The organism is Flavisphingomonas formosensis (assembly GCF_009755815.1).
Lineage (GTDB): Bacteria > Pseudomonadota > Alphaproteobacteria > Sphingomonadales > Sphingomonadaceae > Flavisphingomonas > Flavisphingomonas formosensis.
Map to the genome: position 1 here is coordinate 36,721 of NZ_WRPK01000003.1, position 22,320 is coordinate 59,040.

The 22,320-nt window shown below is 66.7% G+C and carries 25 protein-coding genes; 3 read left to right on the plus strand and 22 right to left on the minus strand.

The annotated features are described in order from the left end of the window. Window positions 1-13: 13 nt before the first annotated feature. Both GQY20_RS09610 and GQY20_RS09615 read left to right on the plus strand, forming a co-directional pair. Entirely contained in the window at window positions 14-1,168 is a 1,155-nt protein-coding gene (locus GQY20_RS09610; RefSeq protein WP_157216874.1) for an acyl-CoA dehydrogenase family protein, read from the plus strand. Then, complete coding sequence (locus GQY20_RS09615; RefSeq protein WP_157216875.1) at window positions 1,165-1,524, plus strand: EthD domain-containing protein; 360 nt, start codon at window positions 1,165-1,167, stop codon at window positions 1,522-1,524. The genes GQY20_RS09610 and GQY20_RS09615 overlap by 4 nt, the downstream gene beginning before the upstream one ends. 236 nt (window positions 1,525-1,760) lie before the next feature. Here the strand turns inward: GQY20_RS09615 and GQY20_RS09620 are convergent, their stop codons facing one another. The 22 genes from GQY20_RS09620 to GQY20_RS09725 form a co-directional block, all read right to left on the minus strand. After that, entirely contained in the window at window positions 1,761-2,264 is a 504-nt protein-coding gene (locus GQY20_RS09620; RefSeq protein WP_157216876.1) for an Lrp/AsnC family transcriptional regulator, read from the minus strand. Further along, window positions 2,261-2,779 (minus strand): Lrp/AsnC family transcriptional regulator, encoded by a 519-nt coding sequence (locus GQY20_RS09625; RefSeq protein WP_157216877.1) that lies wholly within the window; start codon window positions 2,777-2,779, stop codon window positions 2,261-2,263. The genes GQY20_RS09620 and GQY20_RS09625 overlap by 4 nt, the downstream gene beginning before the upstream one ends. Before the next feature lie 200 nt (window positions 2,780-2,979). Next, complete coding sequence (locus tag GQY20_RS09630) at window positions 2,980-3,735, minus strand: SDR family NAD(P)-dependent oxidoreductase (RefSeq protein ID WP_157216878.1); 756 nt, start codon at window positions 3,733-3,735, stop codon at window positions 2,980-2,982. A gap of 147 nt (window positions 3,736-3,882) precedes the next feature. After that, the gene (locus tag GQY20_RS09635) at window positions 3,883-5,085 is read right to left on the minus strand and encodes a thiolase family protein (RefSeq protein WP_157216879.1); all 1,203 of its coding nucleotides are present in this window, start codon (window positions 5,083-5,085) and stop codon (window positions 3,883-3,885) included. A gap of 4 nt (window positions 5,086-5,089) precedes the next feature. After that, window positions 5,090-5,461, minus strand: coding sequence for a nuclear transport factor 2 family protein (locus tag GQY20_RS09640; RefSeq protein ID WP_157216880.1), 372 nt, complete (start codon window positions 5,459-5,461; stop codon window positions 5,090-5,092). A gap of 4 nt (window positions 5,462-5,465) precedes the next feature. After that, a complete protein-coding gene (locus GQY20_RS09645) occupies window positions 5,466-5,930 on the minus strand; it encodes a MaoC family dehydratase (RefSeq protein WP_157216881.1) in 465 nt (154 codons plus the stop codon). 2 nt (window positions 5,931-5,932) lie between these two features. Further along, the gene (locus GQY20_RS09650; RefSeq protein ID WP_157216882.1) at window positions 5,933-6,715 is read right to left on the minus strand and encodes an SDR family oxidoreductase; all 783 of its coding nucleotides are present in this window, start codon (window positions 6,713-6,715) and stop codon (window positions 5,933-5,935) included. Further along, a complete protein-coding gene (locus GQY20_RS09655) occupies window positions 6,716-7,852 on the minus strand; it encodes an acyl-CoA dehydrogenase family protein (protein WP_157216883.1) in 1,137 nt (378 codons plus the stop codon). A gap of 3 nt (window positions 7,853-7,855) precedes the next feature. Continuing rightward, a complete protein-coding gene (locus tag GQY20_RS09660; RefSeq protein ID WP_157216884.1) occupies window positions 7,856-8,773 on the minus strand; it encodes an SDR family oxidoreductase in 918 nt (305 codons plus the stop codon). Then, complete coding sequence (locus GQY20_RS09665) at window positions 8,773-9,426, minus strand: LbetaH domain-containing protein (RefSeq protein WP_157216885.1); 654 nt, start codon at window positions 9,424-9,426, stop codon at window positions 8,773-8,775. The genes GQY20_RS09660 and GQY20_RS09665 overlap by 1 nt, the downstream gene beginning before the upstream one ends. 169 nt (window positions 9,427-9,595) lie before the next feature. Beyond that, window positions 9,596-10,747, minus strand: coding sequence for an acetyl-CoA C-acetyltransferase (locus tag GQY20_RS09670; protein ID WP_157216886.1), 1,152 nt, complete (start codon window positions 10,745-10,747; stop codon window positions 9,596-9,598). After that, entirely contained in the window at window positions 10,740-11,726 is a 987-nt protein-coding gene (locus GQY20_RS09675) for an acyl-CoA dehydrogenase family protein (protein ID WP_157216887.1), read from the minus strand. Before GQY20_RS09675 ends, GQY20_RS09670 begins: the two co-directional genes overlap by 8 nt. A gap of 11 nt (window positions 11,727-11,737) precedes the next feature. Then, entirely contained in the window at window positions 11,738-12,889 is a 1,152-nt protein-coding gene (locus GQY20_RS09680; protein WP_157216888.1) for an acyl-CoA dehydrogenase family protein, read from the minus strand. Window positions 12,890-12,892: 3 nt separating this feature from the next. Beyond that, on the minus strand, window positions 12,893-13,642 hold the full coding sequence (locus GQY20_RS09685; protein WP_157216889.1) for an enoyl-CoA hydratase family protein: 750 nt from the start codon (window positions 13,640-13,642) through the stop codon (window positions 12,893-12,895). Next, the gene (locus GQY20_RS09690) at window positions 13,643-14,728 is read right to left on the minus strand and encodes an NAD(P)H-dependent flavin oxidoreductase (protein ID WP_157216890.1); all 1,086 of its coding nucleotides are present in this window, start codon (window positions 14,726-14,728) and stop codon (window positions 13,643-13,645) included. A 127-nt stretch (window positions 14,729-14,855) separates the two neighbouring features. Then, window positions 14,856-16,037, minus strand: coding sequence for a lipid-transfer protein (locus GQY20_RS09695; RefSeq protein ID WP_157216891.1), 1,182 nt, complete (start codon window positions 16,035-16,037; stop codon window positions 14,856-14,858). After that, window positions 16,034-16,480, minus strand: a complete 447-nt coding sequence (locus tag GQY20_RS09700; RefSeq protein WP_157216892.1) for a Zn-ribbon domain-containing OB-fold protein — start codon at window positions 16,478-16,480, stop codon at window positions 16,034-16,036. Before GQY20_RS09700 ends, GQY20_RS09695 begins: the two co-directional genes overlap by 4 nt. After that, window positions 16,477-17,274 (minus strand): CoA-transferase subunit beta, encoded by a 798-nt coding sequence (locus tag GQY20_RS09705; RefSeq protein WP_157216893.1) that lies wholly within the window; start codon window positions 17,272-17,274, stop codon window positions 16,477-16,479. The genes GQY20_RS09700 and GQY20_RS09705 overlap by 4 nt, the downstream gene beginning before the upstream one ends. 10 nt (window positions 17,275-17,284) lie before the next feature. Continuing rightward, the gene (locus tag GQY20_RS09710) at window positions 17,285-18,166 is read right to left on the minus strand and encodes a CoA transferase subunit A (protein WP_269769730.1); all 882 of its coding nucleotides are present in this window, start codon (window positions 18,164-18,166) and stop codon (window positions 17,285-17,287) included. After that, a complete protein-coding gene (locus tag GQY20_RS09715; RefSeq protein ID WP_157216895.1) occupies window positions 18,163-19,053 on the minus strand; it encodes a VOC family protein in 891 nt (296 codons plus the stop codon). Before GQY20_RS09715 ends, GQY20_RS09710 begins: the two co-directional genes overlap by 4 nt. Window positions 19,054-19,205: 152 nt before the next feature. Then, window positions 19,206-20,060, minus strand: a complete 855-nt coding sequence (locus tag GQY20_RS09720; RefSeq protein ID WP_157216896.1) for an SDR family NAD(P)-dependent oxidoreductase — start codon at window positions 20,058-20,060, stop codon at window positions 19,206-19,208. After that, entirely contained in the window at window positions 20,057-20,821 is a 765-nt protein-coding gene (locus tag GQY20_RS09725; RefSeq protein WP_157216897.1) for an SDR family oxidoreductase, read from the minus strand. The genes GQY20_RS09720 and GQY20_RS09725 overlap by 4 nt, the downstream gene beginning before the upstream one ends. Before the next feature lie 278 nt (window positions 20,822-21,099). Between GQY20_RS09725 and GQY20_RS09730 the strand changes: the two genes are divergently transcribed. Then, complete coding sequence (locus tag GQY20_RS09730; protein ID WP_157216898.1) at window positions 21,100-22,317, plus strand: acyl-CoA dehydrogenase family protein; 1,218 nt, start codon at window positions 21,100-21,102, stop codon at window positions 22,315-22,317. The last annotated feature ends 3 nt before the right edge of the window (window positions 22,318-22,320 follow it).

Here is a 22,320-nt window from a genome sequence, read left to right on the forward strand (position 1 = left end):
GGCAGGTGCAGTCGTGAGCGGCCTGCGTGAAGAAGCGCGGGCCTGGCTTGCCGAGGCCCTGTCCGGGCCATTCGCGGATCTGAAGGGCGTTGCCGATTTCACGACGGCGCCCCCGCGGCGGCGCGAGTGGGAGCAGGCGCTGGGCGCGGCCGGCCTGAGCTGCATCGGCTGGCCCAAGGCCTATGGCGGCCGCGGCGCGAGCATCGCCGAGCAGGTGGCGTTCGCCGAGGAATATGCGTTGGCCAAGGCCCCGTCGCGCGTCGGCCATATCGGCGTCGAACTCGCGGGGCCGACCATCATCGCCTTCGGCACCGACGAGCAGAAGGCGCGCTTCCTGCCCGATATCGCGGCAGGCCGTGCGCTCTGGGCGCAGGGCTATTCCGAGCCTAATGCCGGATCGGACCTTGCCAATGTGCGCACCCGCGCGCGGCTGGAAAATGGCCGCTGGGTGATCGACGGCCAGAAGATCTGGACCTCGCTCGGCATGTATTCGGATTGGGCGTTCGTCGTGACCCGCGTCGAGGAAGGCAGCAAGGGGCCGAAGGGCCTCGCCTATCTGCTCGTGCCGCTCGACCAGCCGGGCATCACCGTGCGCCCGATCCGGCAGATGACCGGCGAGGCGGAGTTCGCCGAGCTGTTCTTCGACGGCGCCGTGACCGATGCCGACAATATCGTCGGCGCGCCGGGGCAGGGCTGGGCGATCGCGATGGCGACGCTGGGTTTCGAGCGGGGCGTCTCCACCGTCGTCCAGCAGATGCATTTCGCCAATGAACTGGATCTCCTGATCGCCACCGCCAAGGCCAATGGCAAGGCGCGGGATCCGCTGATCCGCCAGCGTATCGCCGATGCCTGGACCGGCCTCGAGATCATGAAGCACGGCCTGATCAGGACGCTGTCCGACGAATCCACCGAACAGCTGGGCGAGGAGGCGCTGACCTCCAAGCTCTACTGGTCGCGCTGGCACCGTGCGCTCGGCGACTTGGCGATGGACGTGCAGGGCCTGGCGGGCGAGATCGGCCATGCCGACGAGTATCGCTTCGATCAGCTCACCCACATGCACCTCGCCTCGCGCGCCGACACCATCTATGCGGGCGCGAGCCAGATCCAGCGCAACATCATCGCCGAGCGTGGCCTGGGTCTGCCACGCGAGCCGCGGGGCGATCTGTGAGCTTCAAGGTCATCGCGCTGCTCAAGCGCCGCGCCGATCTGACGCGCGAGCAGTTCATCGACTATTATGAAAACCGCCATGTGCCGCTGATCCTGAGGCTGACGCCTGGGATCAGCGGCTATCGCCGCAACTTCGCGGATTTCGAAGGGGCTTATGTCTTTCCGGAGGCCGCGCCGTTCGATTTCGATGTAGTGACCGAACTCTGGTATCCCGACCGTGCCGCCTATGATCATGCCATGGCCGTCACCGCCACGCCTGAAGTCTGGACACAGATCGAGGCGGACGAGAAGAATTTCCTCGATCGCGGCAAAACGCGGCTGTTCGTTGTGGAAGAACGGATCAGCGAACTGGGCTGACCATCTATGTCTTCATAGAGATCATCGTCGCCCCGGCGGAAGCCGCGGGCGCCGATGAGCTTAGGTTGAAGCATAGCGCCATCTTTTCACCCGCTTGCACTGAGCTTGTCGAAGTGCTCCCTTCTTTTCGTCCCTTAAGAAAGTGACGGCTTCGACAAGTTCAGCCCGAACGGCTTCTAAGGATCGTTTCACCCTAAAGTCAGCACATTCAAAATTTGCCCGCACCCGGGTCGCGATCAGTCCATGTCCTCTGCGACGAGGCGCTCGCCATTTTCCTCCACCAGCGCGCACCAGCGGAAGTCGTGCTTGATGAAATTCTGGCCAAGGCTGTAGCGTACGCGACGGACGCCATCGATCTTGTCGATCGTCTGGTGCAGGAATTCGGTCAACTGGTTGCCATTTTCCACCAGCGTCATCGCCAGCACGTCGGCACGGCCAAGCATCGTCGCGACGAAGGTGATCTCGGGCAGCTTGGCCAGCGTCGAGGCCAGTCCTTCGATGTGGCCCGCCGTATCCGCTTCGATCCACAGATAGGCGAGAATCGGATTCACCAGCCGCTTGGTGTTGGTGATGGCGGCGACGCGGATCACCTTATTGTCCAGCAGGCGCTTCAGCCGCGATCGGATGGTGCCTTCGGTCAGCCCGAATTCGCGCCCGATCTCCCGGTTGCTGACGCGTGCGTCCTTGCCGAGGCGTTCGATGATCTGGTGATCGAGTTCGTCGAGGGTGATGCGGCTCATAGCGGCGACCATTCGGGATTATATTTGAGAACCTTGAGGGCAAGGCCCGGGAACAGCCGTTCGACGCCGGGGACGTGCGCGATCTCGTGGGTGAGGATGCGATCGAGATCGCTGAGGTCGCGGGCGATCACCTGGATTTCGAGATCGTAGGTGCCGATCGCGACGCTGACCGTGACGACCGCGTCCAGCTTGGCGAGATCGGCGCCGACATCCGCCGCCGTCCGGCCTTTGACCTGGACGCCCACGGCGGAAAGCGCGTCGAAGCCCATCGCGTTGAAATCGCGCATGGCGACGACTCGGACGGTGTTGCTTTCTTCCAGCCGGCGCAGGCGCGTGCGCACCGTCGCCTCGTTGACCTCGACGATTCGCGCAAGATCGCGATTGGCGATCCGGCCGCTTTGGCGCAGCGTGGCGATGATCTTTTCGTCGATCCGGTCCAGCGTGAAATCGGCGTCTTCGTCCCGCCCGTTCGCGCGGCCACCGGCCTTGCGCTCCGTTTCGCTTCCGTCAGCCAATTTTGCGCTGCTCCCTCACCTTCGGATCGTCCAAACTCGACACGCGCAGGGAACAGCTTCGAGGCGTTTCGTCAAGCTATCACAATCAGGTGATATGATCGATCCGGCCACACTGCACCGAAGAGCGCTGAAAACCGTGGGTTTCGCGGTCCTTCGGTGCATTGTGAATTTTGGCGTTCGGACTTGGCTCCGGTGCAGAATCAGCGGGCCAGGCAGCCACCGTCGACCACCAGCGGATGACCGGTGATGAAGCTCGACTTGTCCGAGGCGAGGAAGACGACGGCGTCGGCGATCTCGCTTGCCTGGCCGATGCGCGGCATCGGCTGCAGCGTCTTCAGGAAGGCGTTGGCCTGCGGATCGGCGATCAGCGGCGCGGTCATCCCCGTCTCGATCACGCCGGGGCAGACGCAGTTCACGCGGATGCCCATCGGCGCATATTTCACGGCGGCGGACTTGGTGAGGCCGATCACCGCATGCTTGCTGGCGCAATAGCCCGCACCGCCATTGCCCGACTGGCCGGCGATCGAGGAGGTGCCGATGATCGAGCCCTTGCCGGCCTTGACCATGTGGCGCAGCTCCGCCGCCATGCAGAGCAGCACGGCGCGGTAATTGGTGTCCATGGTGAGGTCCGCGGGGCCGAGATCGCCCCACGGCACGGTGAAGTCCTCGGGCGAGATGCCGGCATTGTTGAACGCCGCATCGATCCCGCCCCAGCGCTCGGCGACGCCATCGACGAAAGCATCGACCGCCGCCTGATCGGTGACGTCGCACTCGACCGCATAGGCCTCGCCGCCCTTGGCGCGGATCATCTCGGCGGTTTCCTCGGCGCCGGCCAGATCCGTATCGGCGATGGCAACCTTCGCGCCCTCCTCGGCAAAGGCGAGGGCGGTCGCGCGGCCGATGCCGCTGGCACCGCCGGTCACGATCGTGGAACGTCCTTCGAGCAGGCCTGCCATGACTTCTCTCCCCTTATCCTAGCTCCCTCTCCCCACCGGGGAGAGGGCTGGGGAGAGGGGCGTCAGACCAAGAGCAGAGCTCTCAGCTCGTCGCGACTGCCCTCTCCCAAACCCTCTCCCAATCAGGGAGAGGGCTTCGGTCATTGATCACACCAATTCGAACAACCCCGCCGCGCCCATGCCGCCCGCGATGCACATCGAGGTGACGACATAGCGCGCCCCGCGGCGCTTGCCCTCGAGCAGCGCCGTGCCGACCATGCGGCTGCCGGTCATGCCGAACGGGTGGCCGAGCGCGATGCCGCCGCCATTGACGTTGAGCTTCTCCGGATCGATGCCCAGCTTGTCGCGGCAATAGAGCGCCTGGCTGGCGAACGCCTCGTTGATCTCCCACAGATCGATGTCTTCGATCGTGAGGCCCGCGCGCGCGAGCAGCTTGGGGATCGCGAAGACCGGGCCGATGCCCATCTCTTCCGGCGCGCAGCCCGCGACCTGGAAGCCGCGATAGACGCCGAGGATCGGCAGGCCTTCCTTCTCGGCGATGTCGCGTGCCACGATCACCTGCGCCGAGGCGCCGTCCGACAGCTGGCTGGCATTGCCGGCGGTGATGTGATGGCCTTCCTTGATCACCTCGCCATTTTTGTAGACGGGCTTCAGCGCGGAGAGACCTTCCAGCGTGGTGTCGGCCCGGACGCCCTCGTCGCGGTCGAGCGTCACCTCCTGCTTGCCGGTCTCATTGCCTTCCTTGTCGAACAGCGCCTTCTGGACGGTGATCGGCACGATCTCGTCGGCGAAGCGGCCGGCGGCCTGCGCGGCGGCGGCGCGATGCTGGCTGACATAGGAGAATTCGTCCTGCGCCTCACGGCTGATGCCGTAGCGTTCGGCGACGATCTCGGCGGTCTCGATCATCGGCATATAGGCATGCGGCTCGGCCGCGATCACCGCCTGGGAGCGGTTGCGATAGGTGGACGCATGCTTGGTGAGCGTGAGCGAGATCGATTCCACGCCCGCGCCGACCGCCGCATCGATATCGCCGGCGATGATCGAGCGCGCGGCGAGTGCGACCGCGGTGAGGCCGGAGCCGCATTTGCGATCGAGCGCGAATCCGGGAACGGCCTGGCCGAGGCCCGCGGTCGCCGCGGTCAGCCGGCCGATATTGTAGCTTTGCGTGCCGGACTGGGTGCCGACGCCCAGGAAGATGTCGTCGATGCGCTGCGGATCGATCCCCGAGCGCGCGATCGCCTCGCGCACGACATGGCCCGAAAGCACCGGCGCCTCGGTGTCGTTGAAGGCGCCGCGATAGGCGCGGCCGATGCCGGTGCGGGCGGTGGAAACGATGACGGCTTCACGCATGGGGTCAGGCTCCGATCTTGTGCATATTCTCGTTGGAGAAATACGCCTTCATATGTGTGATCTTGCCGTCCGCATTGAAGTGCTGAAGTTCGATCACGTCGATGCGCATGTCGCCCACCGCCGCGTAGAAGGCAAAGGCGCCGGTATCTGCCGCGCTGGTGATCGGTGCGCTGAGCGTGAGCTTGGCGCCCATCGCCATGCTGCGCGCATAGAAAGCGAGGATGTCGTCATGGCCGCGTGCGGAGGCACCGCCGACGGGATCTTCGAGCAGCCCGTCGGGCGCGAACAGATTGGCCACCGCCTCGGCGCTGCCGGAGTTGAAGGCGTCGACATAGGCCTTCACGCGGGCCTCGATGTCCTGATGCGAAAGCGGCATGAACTTACTCCGGATAATAGCGGTTGATCGTATCGACCACGCAGGCCGGCTTGTCCGATCCTTCGAGTTCGATGGTGATGCGCACGATCGACTGGATCGCGCCCTTGATCTCCTCGGCCGAGACGATCTCGCCGACCGCGCGGATGCGCGAGCCGACGGGCACGGGCGCCAGAAAGCGCGTCTTGTCGGTGCCGACGTTGACGCCGTGGCTGAATCCCTGGACGTCGACCAGCTCGGGCAGGAACTTGTTGGCAAGGCTGAGGGTCAGGTAGCCATGCGCGATCGTCTTGCCGAAGGGGCCGTCCTTGGCGCGCTCGGCATCGACATGGATCCATTGATGATCCTCGGTCGCATCGGCGAACTGGTCGATCCGCGTCTGCTCGATCTGGAGCCATTCGGTCGGGCCGAACTTGGTGCCCTCGCTGCCGAGGAGGTCGCGCGGATTGGCGAAGACGACGGGCGCCACCATGGTCAGGCCCTCTGGCTGGAAACGGAGACGACCTCGCCGGTCATGTAGCTGGCGAGGTCGCTCGCCAGGAAGATCATGACGTTGGCGATCTCCCACACCTCGGCCGGGCGGCCGAAGGCCTCGCGCGCGGACAGCTCGGCGAGCAGCTCGTCCGTCGTCACCTTGGCGAGGAAGGCGTGCATCGCGATCGAGGGCGACACGGCGTTGATCCGCACGCTGTGCTCCGCCGCCTCGATCGCCGAGCAGCGGGTGAAGGCCATCACGCCCGCCTTGGCCGCGGCATAATGGGCCTGGCCATGCTGCGCGCGCCAGCCGAGCACCGAGGCGTTGTTGACGATCGCGCCGGTGTTGCGCTCGTACATATGGGGCAGGAAGGCGCGGCTCATGCGCAGCACCGAGGTGAGCGTCACGTCGATCACGCGATACCATTCGGCATCGGTCATCTCGACCACGGTCGCCGTGCCGCCGAGGCCGGCATTGTTGATCAATATGTCGACATGGCCGAGCTCGCGCACCGCGGTGTCGCGCAGCGCCTGCACGGCATCCTCGCTGGTCACGTCGCAGATCGCGGTGATCGGGCGCTGACCGGTGGCTTCCGCGATGCGATCGGCCGCTTCGCCGAGGCGCCGTTCGTGGAAATCGCTGATCAGCACGGTGGCGCCTTCCTCTGCGGCGCGCTTGGCCGCGGAGAAACCGATGCCGGTGCCGGCCGCGGCGGTGACGACGCAGGTCTTGCCGGCCAGGAGATTGTGACCGGTGGGGTAGGGGGGAATAGTGCGGCTCATTCAGGCGGCCTCCGGATCTGCCTTGTCGATGATCGCCCGGGCGATCGTCTCGCGATGCTGCGCGGGCGGATCGAGCAGGGTCGCCGAGGCCCGCGCGCGCTTGAAGAAAAGATGGGCGTGATGTTCCCAGGTAAAGCCGATGCCGCCATGCAGCTGGATCGCATCGGCCGCGCAGGCCAGATAGGCGTCGCTGCAATAGCTGCGCGCGCCCGCCGCGGCGAGCTTGAAATCCCCGCCCGCGGCGATCGCCCGCGCCGCCCAGTCCGCGGCGGAGCGCGCCGTGTCGACGAGCAGCTTCATGTCCGCCATGCGATGCTTCATCGCCTGGAATGAGCCGATCACCCGGCCGAACTGCACCCGCTCCTTGGAATAGGCGACGGTCTCGTCGAGCGAGCGCACCGCGCCGCCGAGCTGTTCGGACGCGAGCAGGCCGGAAGCGGCCGCCAGAGCGCGGCGCAGCGCGGCGCCGCCGCCTACCAGCACGGGGCCGGCATCCGCCGCGACATTGTCGAAGCGGATCTTCGCATAGGGACGGGTGAGGTCGAGGCTGGTCACGCGCTCGATGCTGACACCGGGCTGGTCGGCGGGGACGGCGACCAGCGAGATGCCGTCCCAGCCTTCACCCGCGTCGTTCCGCGCCGCGACGACGAAAAGCTGCGCGACATGGCCGAAGGGCACATAATGCGCCTCGCCCGTGATCCGCCCGCCGCTGATCCGCGGGCCGATGCCGCCGGGCAGCGCCGCGCCCGAGGGCGCGCGCATCGCCAGCGTCGCGATCGTCTCGCCCGAGGCGATCGAGGGCAGCAGCGTGGCCCGCTGGGCCTCGCTGCCCGCCTCGGCGATCGTCCCGGCCGCGAGCACCACGCTCTCGAACCAGGGGATCGGCGCGAGCACGCGGCCCAGTTCCTCGAGGATCAGCGCCTGCTCGATCGGGCCGAGGCCGATGCCGCCATCCGCCTCCGATATGCCGAGGCCGGCAAAGCCAAGCTCTTGCGCGAAGCCCTGCCACAGCGCCTCGTCCCACCCGGCTTCGCTCTCGATCGTCTTGCGCAGCCGTTCGAAATCGGCGTTGTCGCGCAGATAGTCGCGCGCCGCCTCGCGGACCGCGATCTGCTCGTCGGTAAGCGCGAAGGACATGGCTCAGGCGGTGCCGTAGACGGGCTTGGCCGGCGTGCGCCCCGCAACCAGCGCCTCGACGATCTCACCCACCTCGCCGGGCTCCAGCCGGCGGCCGAGATCGGCGGAGGTCGGTCCGTCGGTCCAGCCCTCGCTGATCCGGATGGTGCTGCCGAACGGCTCGAACACCTGGCCGGTCACGCTCTTCGACTGTTCGGAAACCAGCCACGCGACGAGCGGCGCGGTATTCTCCGGCGCATAGGGATCGAAGGCGGCGTCCTGCTGGGACGTCATCGTGTCGGCGAAGGCCGTCATCGTCATGCGGGTGCGCGCATTGGGCGCCAGCGCATTGGCGGTGATGCCGTAGCGCGCCAGCTCGGCTGCCTGCACCAGCGTGAGCGCCGCGATGCCGGCCTTGGCGGCCGAATAGGCGCTCTGGCCGACGCTGCCCTGCAGGCCTGCGCCGGAGCTGGTGTTGATGATACGCGCGTCGATCGGATTGCCCGCCTTCTGCTGCGCGCGCCAATAATCGACCGCATGGCGGCTGGTGCAGAAATGGCCGCGCAGGTGGACGCGGGTCACCGCATCCCATTCCTCCGGCGTGCAGGAAACGAACATGCGGTCGCGCACGAAGCCGGCATTGTTCACCACCGCGTCCAGGCGGCCGAAGGCCGCGATCGCCTGTTCGACCATCCCTTTGGTCGCGTCCCAGTCGGCGACGTCGGCGGTGTTGGCGACGGCTTCGCCGCCGGCCGCCTTGATTTCCGCCACCACCTTCTCGGCGGCGCCCATCGTCTCGCCGCTCTCGCCATGGGTGCCGACGCCCAGATCGTTGACCACGACCTTGGCGCCCTCGGCCGCCAGGCCGAGAGCATAAGCACGGCCGAGGCCGTTGCCCGCGCCCGTCACGATTACGACGCGCCCCTCGCAGATACCTGCCATCAGTCTTGCCTTCCCTTTTGCATCTGTTGCGCCGCGCGCGCTTCCCGCCGCTCGGCTGTCGGTCCGCTCAGCCGCACGCCGACGGCTTCGGAGCGCAGCCGCGTCCGGTTCGCCTCCACCGCCGCCAGCGGCTCCACTTCCACGAAGTCGGTCAGCGCCTCGCGCGCCAGCCGCTGATATTCGCCATGGCCGTCATTGCGCCACGTCACCTGATTCGGCTCCAGCGTACGCACCACCTTGGCCGGATTGCCGGCAACCAGGCTGCGCGGCGGAGTGATCGTTTCCGATTTCACCAGCGCGAGCGCCGCCACCAGATTTTCCGGCCCGATCTCGGCATTGTCGAGCACCACCGCATTCATGCCGACCAGCGCATTCTCGCCGATCACTGCGCCATGGATGATCGATCCATGGCCGATCGTGGCGCCCCGTCCGATCACCGTGTCCCGATCCGCCGAGGCATGGATGGTGCAGCTATCCTGTATGCTGCTGTCGCCTTCTACGACGATCCGTCCGAAATCGCCGCGCAGCGAGGCGCCCGGCGCGATGAAGCAGCCGGGGCCGATGATGACGTCGCCGATCAGCGATGCCAGCGGATGGACATAGCTGGTCGGGTCCACCACCGGGACGATCCCCTGATAGGCGTAGCAGGGCATCAGGCGGCCCTCTCGTCATGCTGAACTTGTTTCAGCATCCACCGGGCGTCATTCCCCTGGTCCGTTCCGGATGCTGCCGAAGCGGCAGCGTCCTCCACGCGCGGCAGATGCCTGCCGATGAGTGGATGCCGAAACAAGTTCGGCATGACGGAAGTGCAGATCATCGCGCTCAGAGCCGCTCGATGATCGTCACATTGGCGAGGCCGCCGCCTTCGCACATGGTCTGCAGACCATAGCGCCCGCCGGTCCGCTCCAGCTCGTAGAGCAGCGTGGTCATCAGCTTCGCGCCGGTGGCGCCGAGCGGATGGCCGAGCGCGATCGCGCCGCCATTGACGTTGACCTTGGAGAGATCGGCATCGAGCTCCTTGGCCCAGGCCAGCACGACGCTGGCGAAGGCCTCGTTGATCTCGACCAGGTCGATGTCCGAGAGCTTGAGGCCGGTCTTCTCCAGGGCATGGCGCGTGGCCGGGATCGGTGCGGTGAGCATGAAGATCGGGCTGTCGCCGCGCACCGTCAGGTGATGGATGCGCGCGCGCGGCTTCAGCCCGTGCTCCTTCACCGCCTTTTCGCTGGCGATCAGCAGCGCGGCCGCGGCATCGGAGATCTGGCTGGAGACGCCGGCGGTGATCATGCCGCCCTCGCGCACCGTCCTGAGGTTGGCGAGGCCCTCCAGCGTCGTGCCGCGGCGGACCGTCTCGTCCATCTTGAAGTCGCCGACCGGAACGATCTGGCTGTCGAAGCGGCCTTCGTCGATCGCGCGTTCGGCGCGCGCGTTGCTCTCCGCGCCGAACACCTCCATGTCGTGGCGGCTGATGCCCCAGGTGGTGGCGATCTTCTCGGCGGCGTAGATCTGGTTGACCTCTTCGTTGCCGTAGCGAGCGTTCCAGGCCGGCGAGGTGGAGAAGGGCGTCTCGAAACCATAGGTCTGGCCCGCGAACATCGCGGCCGAGATCGGGATGGCGTTCATATTCTGCACTCCGCCGGCGATCACCAGATCCTGCGTTCCGCTCAGCACGCCCTGTGCCGCGAAGTGGATCGCCTGCTGCGAGGAGCCGCACTGGCGATCGATGGTGACGCCGGGCACCGCCTCGGGGTAGCCGGCCGCCAGCCAGGCGCTGCGCCCGATATTGCCTGCCTGCGGGCCAATCGCGTCGACGCAGCCCCACACAACGTCGTCCACGGCGTTCGGATCGATGCCGGTGCGCTCGACGATCGCCTTGATCGGGATAGCGCCAAGATCGGCCGGGTGCCAACCGGCGAGGCTGCCCTTCTTCTTGCCGGTGGGGGTGCGGATTGCATCGACGATATAGGCTTCAGCCATGATTGAGCTCGCTTGCGAAGGTTGTTTCGGGGCCGATCGCCATGCCGCCGCCGATCACGGCGGCTTCGATGCGGCGCTGGTGCCAGGCACGGTCGCCCCAGGCTCCGGCCAGCGCCCAGGCGCGCTTCATCCAGAAATGCAGGTCGACCTCATAGGTATAGCCCATCGCGCCATGCACCTGGATGGCGGTCTCGGCGGCCAGCATCGCGGCGTCGGTGGCGGCAACCTTGGCGTGGCTGATGTGGATCGGCGTCCGCGCTGCGCGCTGCTGCGCAGCATAGGCGGCGCGCCACAGCACTGGCCGGGCGAATTCCAGCTTCACCGCGACGGTGGCGAGATGATGCTTGATCGCCTGGAAGCTGCCGATCGGCTGGCCGAACTGCTCGCGCGTCTTTGCATAGTCGGTCGCCAGCTCCAGCATCCGCTCGGCTCCCCCGATCAGCTGCGCGGCAGCGATCAGCGCGGCCCGGTCGAGCAGCCGGTCGTCCGCGGCGCATTCGATCGGCGCGAACAGCCGGCGCAGCGGATCGACGGTATCGACCGGGGCCGGATCCTCCGGAGCGGGCAGGGCGGCTTCGCCGGCCAGCACCATATCGGCGCTGTCCAGATCGGCGATCCACGGATTGATCGGATGGGCGAGCGCAACCTTCAGCGCACCGGCGGCGATGGCGGCCCGCTGATCGCTGCCGAGCAGCGGCGTGGCGACCAGCGCGGTGTCGGCGATCGGCTCGGAGACATTGGCGCGGCCGAGCTCGACCGCGACGATCGCGGCCTCGATCAGTCCCATGCCGAGGCCGCCCTCGGCCTCGGGCACCAGCAGGCCGCCGATGCCCATGCCGATCAGTCCGTCCCAGATGGCGGCATCGCGGCCGCCCTCGACGTCCAGACGGCGCAGCACCTCCGGCGTGTGCTCGCCGGTCAGATAGTCGCGGATCGCCTCGCGCAGGTTCAGCTGGTCTTCGGTAAAGCGGAAATCCATCCCCGCCCTCCTCAGCGCGGCAGGCCGAGCAGGCGCTCGGCGATGATGTTGCGCTGGATCTCGTTCGATCCTGCGTAGATGGGGCCGGAGAGCGAGAATATGTAGCCCTCCTGCCAGATATTCGCGGCGCCGTCGGGCAGAGTGCGCAACTCGGCGGTCGCACCGAGCAGGCTCATCGCCGCCCGGTGCGCCGCGCGGTCGAGCTCCGACCAGAAGATCTTGTTCAGGCTCGCCTCGGCGCCGATATGGCCGCCCGCGATCACCGTCGCCGCCACCGAATAGGTGTTGAGCGCATAGGCCTCCGCATCCATCCAGGCCTGCAGCACGGCCTCGTGCGCGGCCGGAGAGGCCGTCGCCGCATGTTCCTTGTAAAGCGCGACCAGCCGCTTGGCGGCAGCTTGGAAGCGCGCCGGCGAGCGCAGCATCAGCCCCCGCTCGAAGCCGGCCGTCGCCATCGCGACGTTCCAGCCTTCGCCTTCGCCCGCGATCCGGTTCTCGACCGGTACGCGAACCTCGTCGAAGAATATCTCGGCAAAGCCGGTTTCGCCGTGAAGCTGGCGGATCGGCCGGATCGTGACGCCCGGCGAGTCGAGCGGCAGCAGGATGAAGGACAGGCCCTTGTGCCGCTTGCTCTCGCTGTCGGTGCGGAAGATGCCGAAGCACCAGTCGGCGAAGGCGGCGCGGCTCGACCAGGTCTTCTGGCCCGAGATGACGTAATGGTCGCCGTCCCGCACTGCGCGGCTGCGGATCGCCGCCATGTCGGATCCGGCATTGGGCTCGGACCATGCCTGCGCCCAGATCACCTCGCCTTTGGCCATCGGCGTCAGGAAGCGCGCCTTCTGCTCGTCCGTGCCATATTCCATGATCGTCGGGCCGAGCAGGAAAATGCCGTTCTGGTTCGCGCGCAGCGGCGCGCCGGCGCGATAATATTCCTCTTCGAAGATCAGCCAGCGGATGAGATCGAGCCCGCGGCCGCCATAGGCCTCGGGCCAGGTGACCATGCCCCAATTGCCGGAGGCGAGCTCGCGCTCCCATTCGACATGCTGGTCATAGCCCTCGCGGCCTTCCAGCGTCTTGAGCGGCGTCTTGGGGACATGGGCCTCCATCCACGCGCGAACTTCGGCGCGGAAGGCATTCTGTTCGGGGGTATATTCCAGATCCATGGCTCAGTACTTCGCCGCCCCCTTGGTTTCGACGAACGCGTCGCGCGCCTTCTGGCTGTCCTCGTGCATGTACATTTCCAGGGTGAAGCCCTGTTCGAAGCGATAGCCCTGGTCCACGTCGCGCGGCTCGAGCCCGTTCAGCGCTTCCTTGGCGAGCAGCAGCGCGGTGCGCGACTTGGAGGCGATGATGCCGGCGAAGGCGCGCGCCTCCTCGGCCAGTTTGTCGAGCGGCACCAGCTTCTCGACCGCGCCGACCCGATAGGCTTCCTCGGCGCTGATCCTGCCGCCGGTGAAGAAGGCGGCGCGCACCTTCTGGATCGAGAACATGCGCTGCAGGTGACTGGCGCCGCCCATCGCGCCGCGATCCACCTCCGGCAGCGAGAAATAGGCGCCCTCGGCCGCGATCACCACGTCGGAGGCGCCGCAGATGCCGATGCCACCGCCGATCACGAAGCCGTGCACCGCCGTCACCACCGGCACCGGGCAGGCGCGCACCGCACGGAAGGTCAGGTAGTTGCCGCGGTTCAGATAGACGATCCGCTCGGGATGCGCCTGCATCTCCTTGATATCGACGCCGCCGCAGAAGCCGCGGCCCTCGGCGCGAATGAGGATGCAGCGCACCTCTTCGTTGTTGCCAAGCTCGGTGATGATCCGGGGCAGGGCGTTCCAGCCCTCGCTGTCCAGCGCATTGACCGGGGGATGATCGATGACGATCTCGCCGATGCGATCGGAAATGCTGGTCTTGATGGGCATTCAGGCGGCTCCCGAAACGACGGTGGCGCCGGTCAGCGCCGCGATGCGTTCGCGCGCTTCCGACATGATGGACTGGATCAGCTCCTGGCAGGTCGGCAGGTCGGTGAGGCGGCCGGCGACGAGGCCCGTCGCCATCAGGCCGTTGTCGGCATCGCCCTCGACCACCGCCTTCTGGATCATCATCGGGGCGGCGGCAGCGGTCATCGCCTGGGCGATGGTGAGCCCGCCATGGCTGCGCATGCCCTGCGCCGCCTTGAACAGGTCGCCGAACGAGGCGCCGCTCTGCTTCTTCATGGCAAGGCCGCTCTCCATGCCGCGCTTCCAGATGCCGAGGCCATGCTCGGCCTCGATCCGGTCGAGCAGCTTGTTGCGGATCATCCGCTGCGGCAGGCCGTCCACCTTGGTCGAGACGACGATGTCGTCCGTGCCGGCCTTCACATAGCGTGCCTTGATGTGCGCGGGCGGCGCGCTCTCCTGGGTCATCAGGAAGCGCGTGCCCATGGCGATGCCGACCGCGCCGAAGGCCAGAGCCGCCGCCAGGCCGCGCCCGTCGCCGAAACCGCCGGCCGCGACGACCGGCACCTTCACCGCATCGAGCACCTGCGGCAGCAGGATCGTGCTCGCCACCGAGCCGGTATGGCCGCCGCCTTCGCCGCCCTGCACCGTGACCGCGTCGACGCCGAGCTGCACCATCTTCTGGGCATGTTTCACCGCGCCGACCGTCGGCATGCAGATGATGCCGGCATCCTTGAAGCGGGCGATCATCTTCGCATCCGGCCCGCGGCCGAAGCTGACGGCGCGCACCTGGTCCGCATTCTGGATGATGATCTCCACGATTTCCGCCGCGCCCGGCTGGAACATGTGGAAATTGATGCCGAACGGCTTCGCCGTCCCCTTGCGCACCGCGGCGATGCCGTCCCGCACCTCGGCGGGCGTCATTACCCCGGCGGCGAGGAAGCCGAACGCGCCCGCCTCGCTGGTGGCGATCACCAGCGGCGGCGTCGCGACCCAGCCCATCGCGGTCTGGACGATCGGATAGCGGCAGCCGAGCAGGCGGGTGAGGGCGGTATCGAGCGGATCGAACATGGTGGTTACCTAGACCTAAATGCCGTCATCCCAGCGAAAGCTGGGATCGCTTTCAACACGCGACCGGCTTCTAATGGAGAGCGATCCCAGCTTCCGCTGGAATGACGGAAAGGGAGGACACAGCTCATCAGCGCTTCAGGATCACCGAGGAACCATGGCCGAACAGGCCCTGGTTCGCGGTGATGCCGACCTTGGCGCCTTCCACCTGTCGATCGCCGGACTGGCCGCGCAGCTGCCAGGTGAGTTCGCAGACCTGCGCGATCGCCTGGGCCGGTACCGCTTCGCCGAAGCAGGCGAGGCCGCCTGACGGATTGACCGGAATGCGCCCGCCGATCTTCGTCGCACCGTCCCGCAGCAGCTTGGCCGCATCGCCGCGCGCGCAGAGCTGGAGATCCTCCATCCAGTCGAGCTCGAGCGCGGTCGAGAGGTCGTAGACTTCGGCAACGGAGACGTCCTCGGGGCCGATGCCGGCTTCCTCATAGGCCTTCTTGGGCAGCGCCGCGCGGAAGCTCTGCGCATCCGCGACCACGGCGCTGTCGGTCGCAAGATCCGGCATCTCGATCACCGCCGACGCGAAGGTCGGCGTCACCGTCGAGATGGCGGCGACGCGCGGTGCGTTCGCCTTGCCGATCTTCTTCGCATAATCGAGGCTGCACACGATCAGCGCGGCGCCGCCGTCGGACGTGGCGCACACGTCCATCAGCCGCAACGGATCGGCGACCATCGCCGAGCCGGCGACGTCTTCCATCGTGAACTGCTTGCGATAGCGCGCCTTGGGATTGGTGAAGCCATGCGCGGCATTCTTCACCTTCACCCGCGCGAAATCTTCCTGCGTGTCGCCGTAGATCTCCATCCGGCGGCGCGCGTAGAGCGCGAAATAGGTCGGGTTGGTGATGCCGACCCTGAAACGCACCCAATCGGGGTCGTCCGGCCGCTCGCCCTTCGCCGGGGCGAGGAAGCCCTTGGGCGTGGTATCGGCGCCGATCACCAGCGCGACTTCGGCCTGACCCGCCAGGATCTTGGCGCGCGCTGCGGCAAGCGCCTGCGAGCCGGAGGCGCAGGCGGCGTAGCTGGTGTTCACCTCGGCGCCCTGCCAGCCGAGCGCCTGCGCGAAGGTCGCGCCTGCGACATAGCCGGGATAGCCGCAGCGCATCGTCGCCGCGCCGGACACGAAGTCCACGTCGCGCCAGTTGATGCCCGCGTCGGCCAGCGCCTCGCGCGCCGCCTCGACGCCATATTCGACGAACTTGCGGCCCCATTTACCCCAGGGGTGCATGCCCGCGCCGATGATCGCGATTTCCTGGGTCATGCTGCGCCGCCTTCCGTCATCGGCTTCCATTTCCAGACGAGCTTGCCGGCCGGCTCGACGAGGTCGGGGATGCTTTCGACCACCAGCTCCATCGGCAGGCCGGCCTTGAGCTGATCCACGCCGACGCCGGCGACGACCTGGCCGAGGATGACCATCTTCTCCTTGTCGAGCTCGACCGCCGCGATCGCATAGGGCTCGAACGGTTCCGCCGCGACATAGGGTTCGGGCGGCTTGTAGCAGGCGTTGGTGAACGACCAGAGCGTGCCGGTCCGCGAAAGCTCGACCGATTCGAACTGCGAGCAGTCGCAGTCCGGATTGCGGCAGAAGCCCTCGAGCTTCGGGAAATAATAGGTTCCGCACTTGGTGCAGCGCGAGCCGAGCAGCGCCGGCTTGTCGCCTGTCGTGAAGAAGCCCTCGAGAACCGGCTTAAGCTCGTCGCTCATCCACGCCTCCCCGGAGGATTGTCCTTGATGATCGTCGCACGGATATTGTGCGGATCCAGCTTGGCGATGACCGCGAGCTGCTCCTCGGTCGGCGCCTGGGTGGTCGGCAGATCGCCTTCGACCAGCAGCTCGAAGCCGGTCGCCTCGCGCACTTCGTCCAGGGTCACGCTGTCGTGCAGCGAGACGACACGGATCGCATGGTCCGGTCCGCCGAAATCCATCACGCACAAATTGGTGACGATGAAGCGCAGGTCGACGCTGCTGAAGTTCGCGCCCGGCAGCCGCCGCGCCGGATTATAGCCGACGCTGGATACCGAGGTGACCTCGCCTTCGACGAAGATGCGCTTCGAATGGTTCGGGATGAACATCGAGTTGATGTGATGGATGGTGTTGCCCGGGAAGCCGCGCGCGCCGAGCATCTGCACCTTCGGCTTCTCGAACGTGCCGCCGACATAGGACAGGTTCATCTGGCCGAAGCGGTCGATCTGGATCGGCGAGACCAGCGCATGGCGCCGGCCGGTCCAGACCGCGCTGTCGAAATAGCGCGAGAAGGGCAGGTAGCCGGCGGGCTTGCGCGAGTCATAGTCGCGCGGGCCGATCGGCACGGGATCCTCGACGAGGAAGGCCTCGCCGTCGGTCATCATCAGCTCGGGGCTGTGGGTGATCTTGGCGAGGCTGGCGCCGAGCCGCGGGATCGGCCCGATGCCGGTCGCGACGATCTCGCCATTGCCGCGATACACCTCGGAGCAGGCGACGATCAGCAATTCGGCAAGGCTGTGGTCCGGTGTCGTCATCGCGTCGTCCTCAGAAGATCGGGAGCGGCAGCTTGGAGACGGCGTCCGCGCCGCCCATCTGCGCCAGATAATGCGCCTCGTCGGGGCCGATCGTCTCGGCCATGTACTTGGCCCAGCCGCCTTCCTCGCCCGCGGTCGCGCCATAGGCCTTGAACGCCTTCATGTCCCAGCCGTAGCTCGGCGGCATCGAGGTCGGATGCGCGCCCAGCGGCGCCTCGACGACATGCTGCACGAAGCAGCGCTCGAAGATGTTCGCCTTCACATCCTCCGGATAGGCATGATCCATCCGCTCGACGACCTCTTCGGCGGACACCGCGACTTCCTTGGCCGCCTTGGCGAACCATTCGTCATAATAGGTGTCGGGGCCGAGCGCCTGAATGTTGCCGATCCGGTCGGCGCGATGGACGTGGAGCAGGGCCATGTCGAGCGGGATCGCCGGCATGGCGAGCATCACCTCGCCGTCGTCATAAGGCGACGTGACGGTCTTGAACTTGCCCTGCACGAACACGTCGGTGCCGAGGCCGACGCGCGTCGGCAGGAAGGGCAGGCGCAGCGCGGCGGCCTTGAGGCCCCATTGCAGCATGCCTTCGTCGAGCTCGAGCACCTCGAAGCCGCCGGCTTCGCGCGCCTTGCGGAAATAGGGCTCCAGCGGGATCGCGTCGAGCGACACGAAGCCGTAGATCACCTTCTTCACCTTCCCGGCGGCCAGCAGCATGCCGACGTCCGGGCCGCCATAGGCGACGATGGTGAGATCCTTCACCGGGCTGCGCAGCAGCTCGCGCACCAGCGTCATCGGCTTGCGGCGCGGGCCCCAGCCGCCGATGCCGATCGTCATCCCATCCTTGATCCGCGAGACGACGTCCGCGGCGGTCGTGCGCTTGTCGAAAGTCACTGGCCGAAATCCCATTTATGACCCCAGAGGTCTTCCTTGATCGTGGTCGTCGGGGTCACCACCGACCAGTCATGCGTCTGCATGCCGCCATAGCCATATTCGAGGTCGAACCCGCCGGGCGTGCGGATGTAGAAGCTCACCATCTTGTCGTTGGTGTGCTTGCCGAGCGTCGAGGAGAGGTGCGTGCCGGCGGCCAGCGCGCGATCGAGCGCGAGGCCGACCTCGTCCAGCGTCGCCACTTCCAGCATCGTGTGGATGAGCCCCGAGGGCGCCGGGAATTCGGCGATCGCCACGGTGTGATGGCGCGGCCCGGATGCGTGCAGGAACTTCATGCCGAGGCCCTTTTCGGGGCCGCCCGGCACGTGGATGCGCATCTCGTCGCTGTCGCCGAAGCCGAGCAGCTCCGTATAGAAGGCGTAGGTGGCGTCGAAATTGGTCGCCGGCAGCACCACGTGGCCCATGCCCATCTCGCCGGTCACGAAGCGGGAAATGCCCTGGGGCGAGATGAACGGCGTGCCGTCGGCGATGTTGCCCCAGACGAGCTCGAGCAGGTTGCCCGAGGGGTCCTTGCAGGTGACGAAGCCGTTGACGTGGCGCGCCTTCGCCTCGGCATAGCTGCCTTCGGTATAGGATATGCCGGCCGCGTCGAGTTTGGCGAGGCCGTCCTTGAATTCCGCCTCGCTAGGATATTCTAGGCCCGCGCAGATATAGCGGTTGGTTTCGCCCTTCTCGATCCGGATGCGCCAGGGGCGGTCGTCGACCCGCAGCAGCACTTCGTCATCCCCCCCCGGAACCAGCATCGCGCCGACGATGTCGGTACCGAAGCTGCGCCACGCGTCGAGATCAGGCGATTCGACGCGAATATAGGCGAGCGATCTGATTGCCATTTTCTGTTCCTTTCGCCCGGCCTGACCTGCTCCGGTGGGCCGTGCTGGGCCGGTCGGGGCGTTTTCAGGCATATACGTTATATAGCGCCTCTTCTGTTACGCATTATGTAGTCATAAGCAAGAGATACGTTTGAAATGCGAAAAGACCATGGCTAACGAACGATGGCTGGATGAGGGATGCGCGGGTCGCCGAGCGCCTTGCGATAGGATGGCGGCTTGCGTCCGCCTTCCTCGGTGACGCCGTAGCGCTCGGCCAGTTCGGCGCCGATCAGCGTCTGCCCGGTCAGCTCCAGCCGGTCGGGATCGGCATGGAGCGCGGCGATCAGCCGGCCGGTGAATTCCGGCGTCTCGGCATTGCGCAGCAGCTTCTCATACTGGTCGGGCCGTTCCTGCGCGGCCTTGGCGCTGCGCTCGGTGCGCAGCATGCCCATCCAGATCGAGACCGCCGCGATGCCATGGTCCTTGAGGTCCACCGCCATATCGGCCGCCAGCTTGTCGACGCCGGCCTTCTGCGCGCCATAAGCGGGGCCGTGCATGAAGCAGGCGGAGCCGAAGGAGGAGGTGAAGACGATCAGCCCGCCGCCGGTCCGCACCAGCAGCGGCGCGGCATAATAGCTCGCGACATAGCCCGAGCGCAGGCCGATATCGATGATGTCGACCAGCTCCAGCGACAATTCCCAGAACGCGCCCTTGGCGATCAGCTCGTCATGGATGGCGGCGACGTTGTTGACGAGGATGTCGAGCCGGCCCTCGTCGCGCTCGATCCGCTCGAACAGCGCCTTCACCGCGGCGTCGTCGCGATGGTCGATCGCGACCGGGATGCCCTTGCCGCCGGCCGCGGTGACCGCCTCGGCGGTCGCGCCGACCGTCCCGGGCAGCGGCGCCGCGCCCTCCACCACGGTGCGGCCGGTGACGTAGACCGTATAGCCCTTCTCGCCCAGCGCCCTGGCGATGCCGGCGCCCGCTCCGCGGCTCGCGCCGGTAACGACTGCAACCTTGCCGGTCATGCGCTGTGCTCCTTCACGATATCGAGGAAGGGCGGCCGCTCGCCGCCGCCATCCACATGGATCGCGGCACCGGTGATATAGGAGGAAAAGGGCGACGAGAGGTAAAGCGCCGCATCCGCGATCTCGGACGCGTGGGCCAGACGCTGCATCGCGATGTTGGATGCGATCTCGGCCTGCGCGTCGCCGCCGCCATAGGTGGCGTCCGTCGTTTCCGTCTCGACATAGCCGACCACGATCGCATTGACCCGGATGGCGGGGCCCCACTCGTGCGCCAGGCTGCGGGTCAGGCCGAACAGGCCGGATTTGGCGGCCGCATAGGCGACGGTGCCGGGGGAGGGGCGCGTGCCCGACACGCTGGCGATGTTCACGATCACGCCGCCGCCATGCTGCATCATCGGCGCATAGCAGGCCTGGGAGAGGTTGAGCGGGGCCAGCAGGTTGAGCTGGATTATCCGTTCCGAGAATCGCGGCGATGCCGTGGCGGCCGCGGCGGGCGGGCTGCCGCCGGCATTGTTGATCAATATGTCGAAGCGGCCGTGCCGCCGGACGATCTCCTCGATCATGGCGGCCGCGGCAACTGGATCGCGAATGTCGCACGCGATGAATTCGGCGCCGAACGTCTCGGCGGGCGGATTGCGGCCGCAGACCACCACTTTTGCCCCGGCCTCGGCGAGCCGCACGGCGATCGCCTTGCCTATGCCCTTGGTGCCCCCAGTAACCAGCGCGACCTTGTCGTCGAGGCGAATTTCGGTACCGGCCAATCCCCATCTCCCAGCCGCGGCCTTACGCCGCCTGTAAGGTGCTCTAGGCGAATTTTGCCGGGCGGTGCAATCCGTTTTGCGTAGTCAAAGGCCGAATGTTTTGCGCAGACTGGAATGGGAAATGGCAATTATGTGGCCATTATGGTATTGCGTAGCTCGAATCTGCTATGCGAATGGAATTGGGCTTGGTAGACACGAAATGTTGACGTCTTGCGTAGATATACCTATCCATAGATACGAATGTGGGATCAAGGCGCATGGCCTTTGAGGAGAGTGAGATGGCGGCTGTTCTGAATGTGCGCGAGGATGCGGCCGCTGTGCCGATTCCTTCCGCGGACGAGCTGGTCGAGCGGGCGCGGGCGATGGTGCCGGTGCTGAAGGCGCGGTCCCGGCAGGCGACCAAGGATCGCCGCATTCCCGACGAGACGATCGCCGAGATGCAGGAGGCCGGCTTCTTCCGCATCCTCCAGCCCAAGCGCTGGGGCGGCTACGAGATGCACCCCAACGTATTCTTCGACGTGCAGAAGCTGCTCGCCGAGGGCTGCATGTCGACGGGCTGGGTCTATGGCGTGGTCGGCGGCCACCCCTATGAGCTGGCGCTGTTCCACGATCAGGCGCAGCACGACGTGTGGGGCAAGGACACGAGCGTGCTGGTCTCCTCTTCCTATCAGCCGGTCGGCAAGGTGGAGCATGCCGAGGGCGGCTTCTACCTGAGCGGCCGCTGGGGTTTCTCATCGGGCTCCGAGCATTGCGACTGGGTGCTGCTCGGCGCGGTCGTGCCGCCGGCGAAGGAAGGCGATGCGCCGGACATGCGCACCTTCCTGCTGCCGCGCAGCGATTATGTGATCGAGGATGCCTGGGATACGTTCGGCCTGCAGGGCACGGGCAGCCAGGACATCGTCGTGAACCGCGCCTTCGTGCCCGATTACCGGACGCATCGCGCCGCGGACGGCTTCATGGGCACCAATCCGGGCCAGGTCGAGAATGATGCGCCGCTCTTCCGCCTGCCCTGGGCGCAGGTGTTCCTGCGGCTGGTGTCGACGGCGGCGCTCGGCGGTGCCAAGGCGGCGATCAATGCCGCGGTCGAGATCACCAGGAACCGCGTGTCGACCAATACCGGCAAGGCCTCCAAGGGCGATCCGGTGCTGCTCAACGCCATCGCCCAGGCGATCGCGCAGGTGGACGAGATGGAGGTCGTGCTCCGTCGCAACTTCGCCGAGATGATCGCGACGGTTGAGAAGGGCGATCCGCTGCCGATGGATCGGCGCACGCTGTTCCGCTACCAGTCGGCGTCCGTCGTGCGGCGCTGTGCCGACCTCGTGGATACGCTGCTGCCGCTGCTCGGCGGGCGGGCGATCTACAATTCGAGCCCGATCGTGCAGCCCTGGCTCGATCTCAACGCGGCGCGTGCGCACGTTGCCAACGATCCGAACAATATGGGCCCGGATCTCACCAACGGGCTCATGGGTGAAGGGCCGTCCTTCCTCTTCCTGTAACGG

Excerpts from the sequence above, each read along its gene's own strand:
- GQY20_RS09620 (WP_157216876.1), bottom strand. The coding sequence starts at position 2,264 with ATGAGCCGCATCACCCTCGACGAACTCGATCACCAGATCATCGAACGC.
- GQY20_RS09630 (WP_157216878.1), bottom strand. The coding sequence starts at position 3,735 with ATGGCAGGCCTGCTCGAAGGACGTTCCACGATCGTGACCGGCGGTGCC.
- GQY20_RS09635 (WP_157216879.1), bottom strand. The coding sequence starts at position 5,085 with ATGCGTGAAGCCGTCATCGTTTCCACCGCCCGCACCGGCATCGGCCGC.
- GQY20_RS09640 (WP_157216880.1), bottom strand. The coding sequence starts at position 5,461 with ATGCCGCTTTCGCATCAGGACATCGAGGCCCGCGTGAAGGCCTATGTC.
- GQY20_RS09645 (WP_157216881.1), bottom strand. The coding sequence starts at position 5,930 with ATGGTGGCGCCCGTCGTCTTCGCCAATCCGCGCGACCTCCTCGGCAGC.
- GQY20_RS09650 (WP_157216882.1), bottom strand. The coding sequence starts at position 6,715 with ATGAGCCGCACTATTCCCCCCTACCCCACCGGTCACAATCTCCTGGCC.
- GQY20_RS09655 (WP_157216883.1), bottom strand. The coding sequence starts at position 7,852 with ATGTCCTTCGCGCTTACCGACGAGCAGATCGCGGTCCGCGAGGCGGCG.
- GQY20_RS09660 (WP_157216884.1), bottom strand. The coding sequence starts at position 8,773 with ATGGCAGGTATCTGCGAGGGGCGCGTCGTAATCGTGACGGGCGCGGGC.
- GQY20_RS09665 (WP_157216885.1), bottom strand. The coding sequence starts at position 9,426 with ATGCCCTGCTACGCCTATCAGGGGATCGTCCCGGTGGTGGACCCGACC.
- GQY20_RS09670 (WP_157216886.1), bottom strand. The coding sequence starts at position 10,747 with ATGGCTGAAGCCTATATCGTCGATGCAATCCGCACCCCCACCGGCAAG.
- GQY20_RS09675 (WP_157216887.1), bottom strand. The coding sequence starts at position 11,726 with ATGGATTTCCGCTTTACCGAAGACCAGCTGAACCTGCGCGAGGCGATC.
- GQY20_RS09680 (WP_157216888.1), bottom strand. The coding sequence starts at position 12,889 with ATGGATCTGGAATATACCCCCGAACAGAATGCCTTCCGCGCCGAAGTT.
- GQY20_RS09685 (WP_157216889.1), bottom strand. The coding sequence starts at position 13,642 with ATGCCCATCAAGACCAGCATTTCCGATCGCATCGGCGAGATCGTCATC.
- GQY20_RS09690 (WP_157216890.1), bottom strand. The coding sequence starts at position 14,728 with ATGTTCGATCCGCTCGATACCGCCCTCACCCGCCTGCTCGGCTGCCGC.
- GQY20_RS09695 (WP_157216891.1), bottom strand. The coding sequence starts at position 16,037 with ATGACCCAGGAAATCGCGATCATCGGCGCGGGCATGCACCCCTGGGGT.
- GQY20_RS09700 (WP_157216892.1), bottom strand. The coding sequence starts at position 16,480 with ATGAGCGACGAGCTTAAGCCGGTTCTCGAGGGCTTCTTCACGACAGGC.
- GQY20_RS09705 (WP_157216893.1), bottom strand. The coding sequence starts at position 17,274 with ATGACGACACCGGACCACAGCCTTGCCGAATTGCTGATCGTCGCCTGC.
- GQY20_RS09715 (WP_157216895.1), bottom strand. The coding sequence starts at position 19,053 with ATGGCAATCAGATCGCTCGCCTATATTCGCGTCGAATCGCCTGATCTC.
- GQY20_RS09720 (WP_157216896.1), bottom strand. The coding sequence starts at position 20,060 with ATGACCGGCAAGGTTGCAGTCGTTACCGGCGCGAGCCGCGGAGCGGGC.
- GQY20_RS09730 (WP_157216898.1), top strand. The coding sequence starts at position 21,100 with ATGGCGGCTGTTCTGAATGTGCGCGAGGATGCGGCCGCTGTGCCGATT.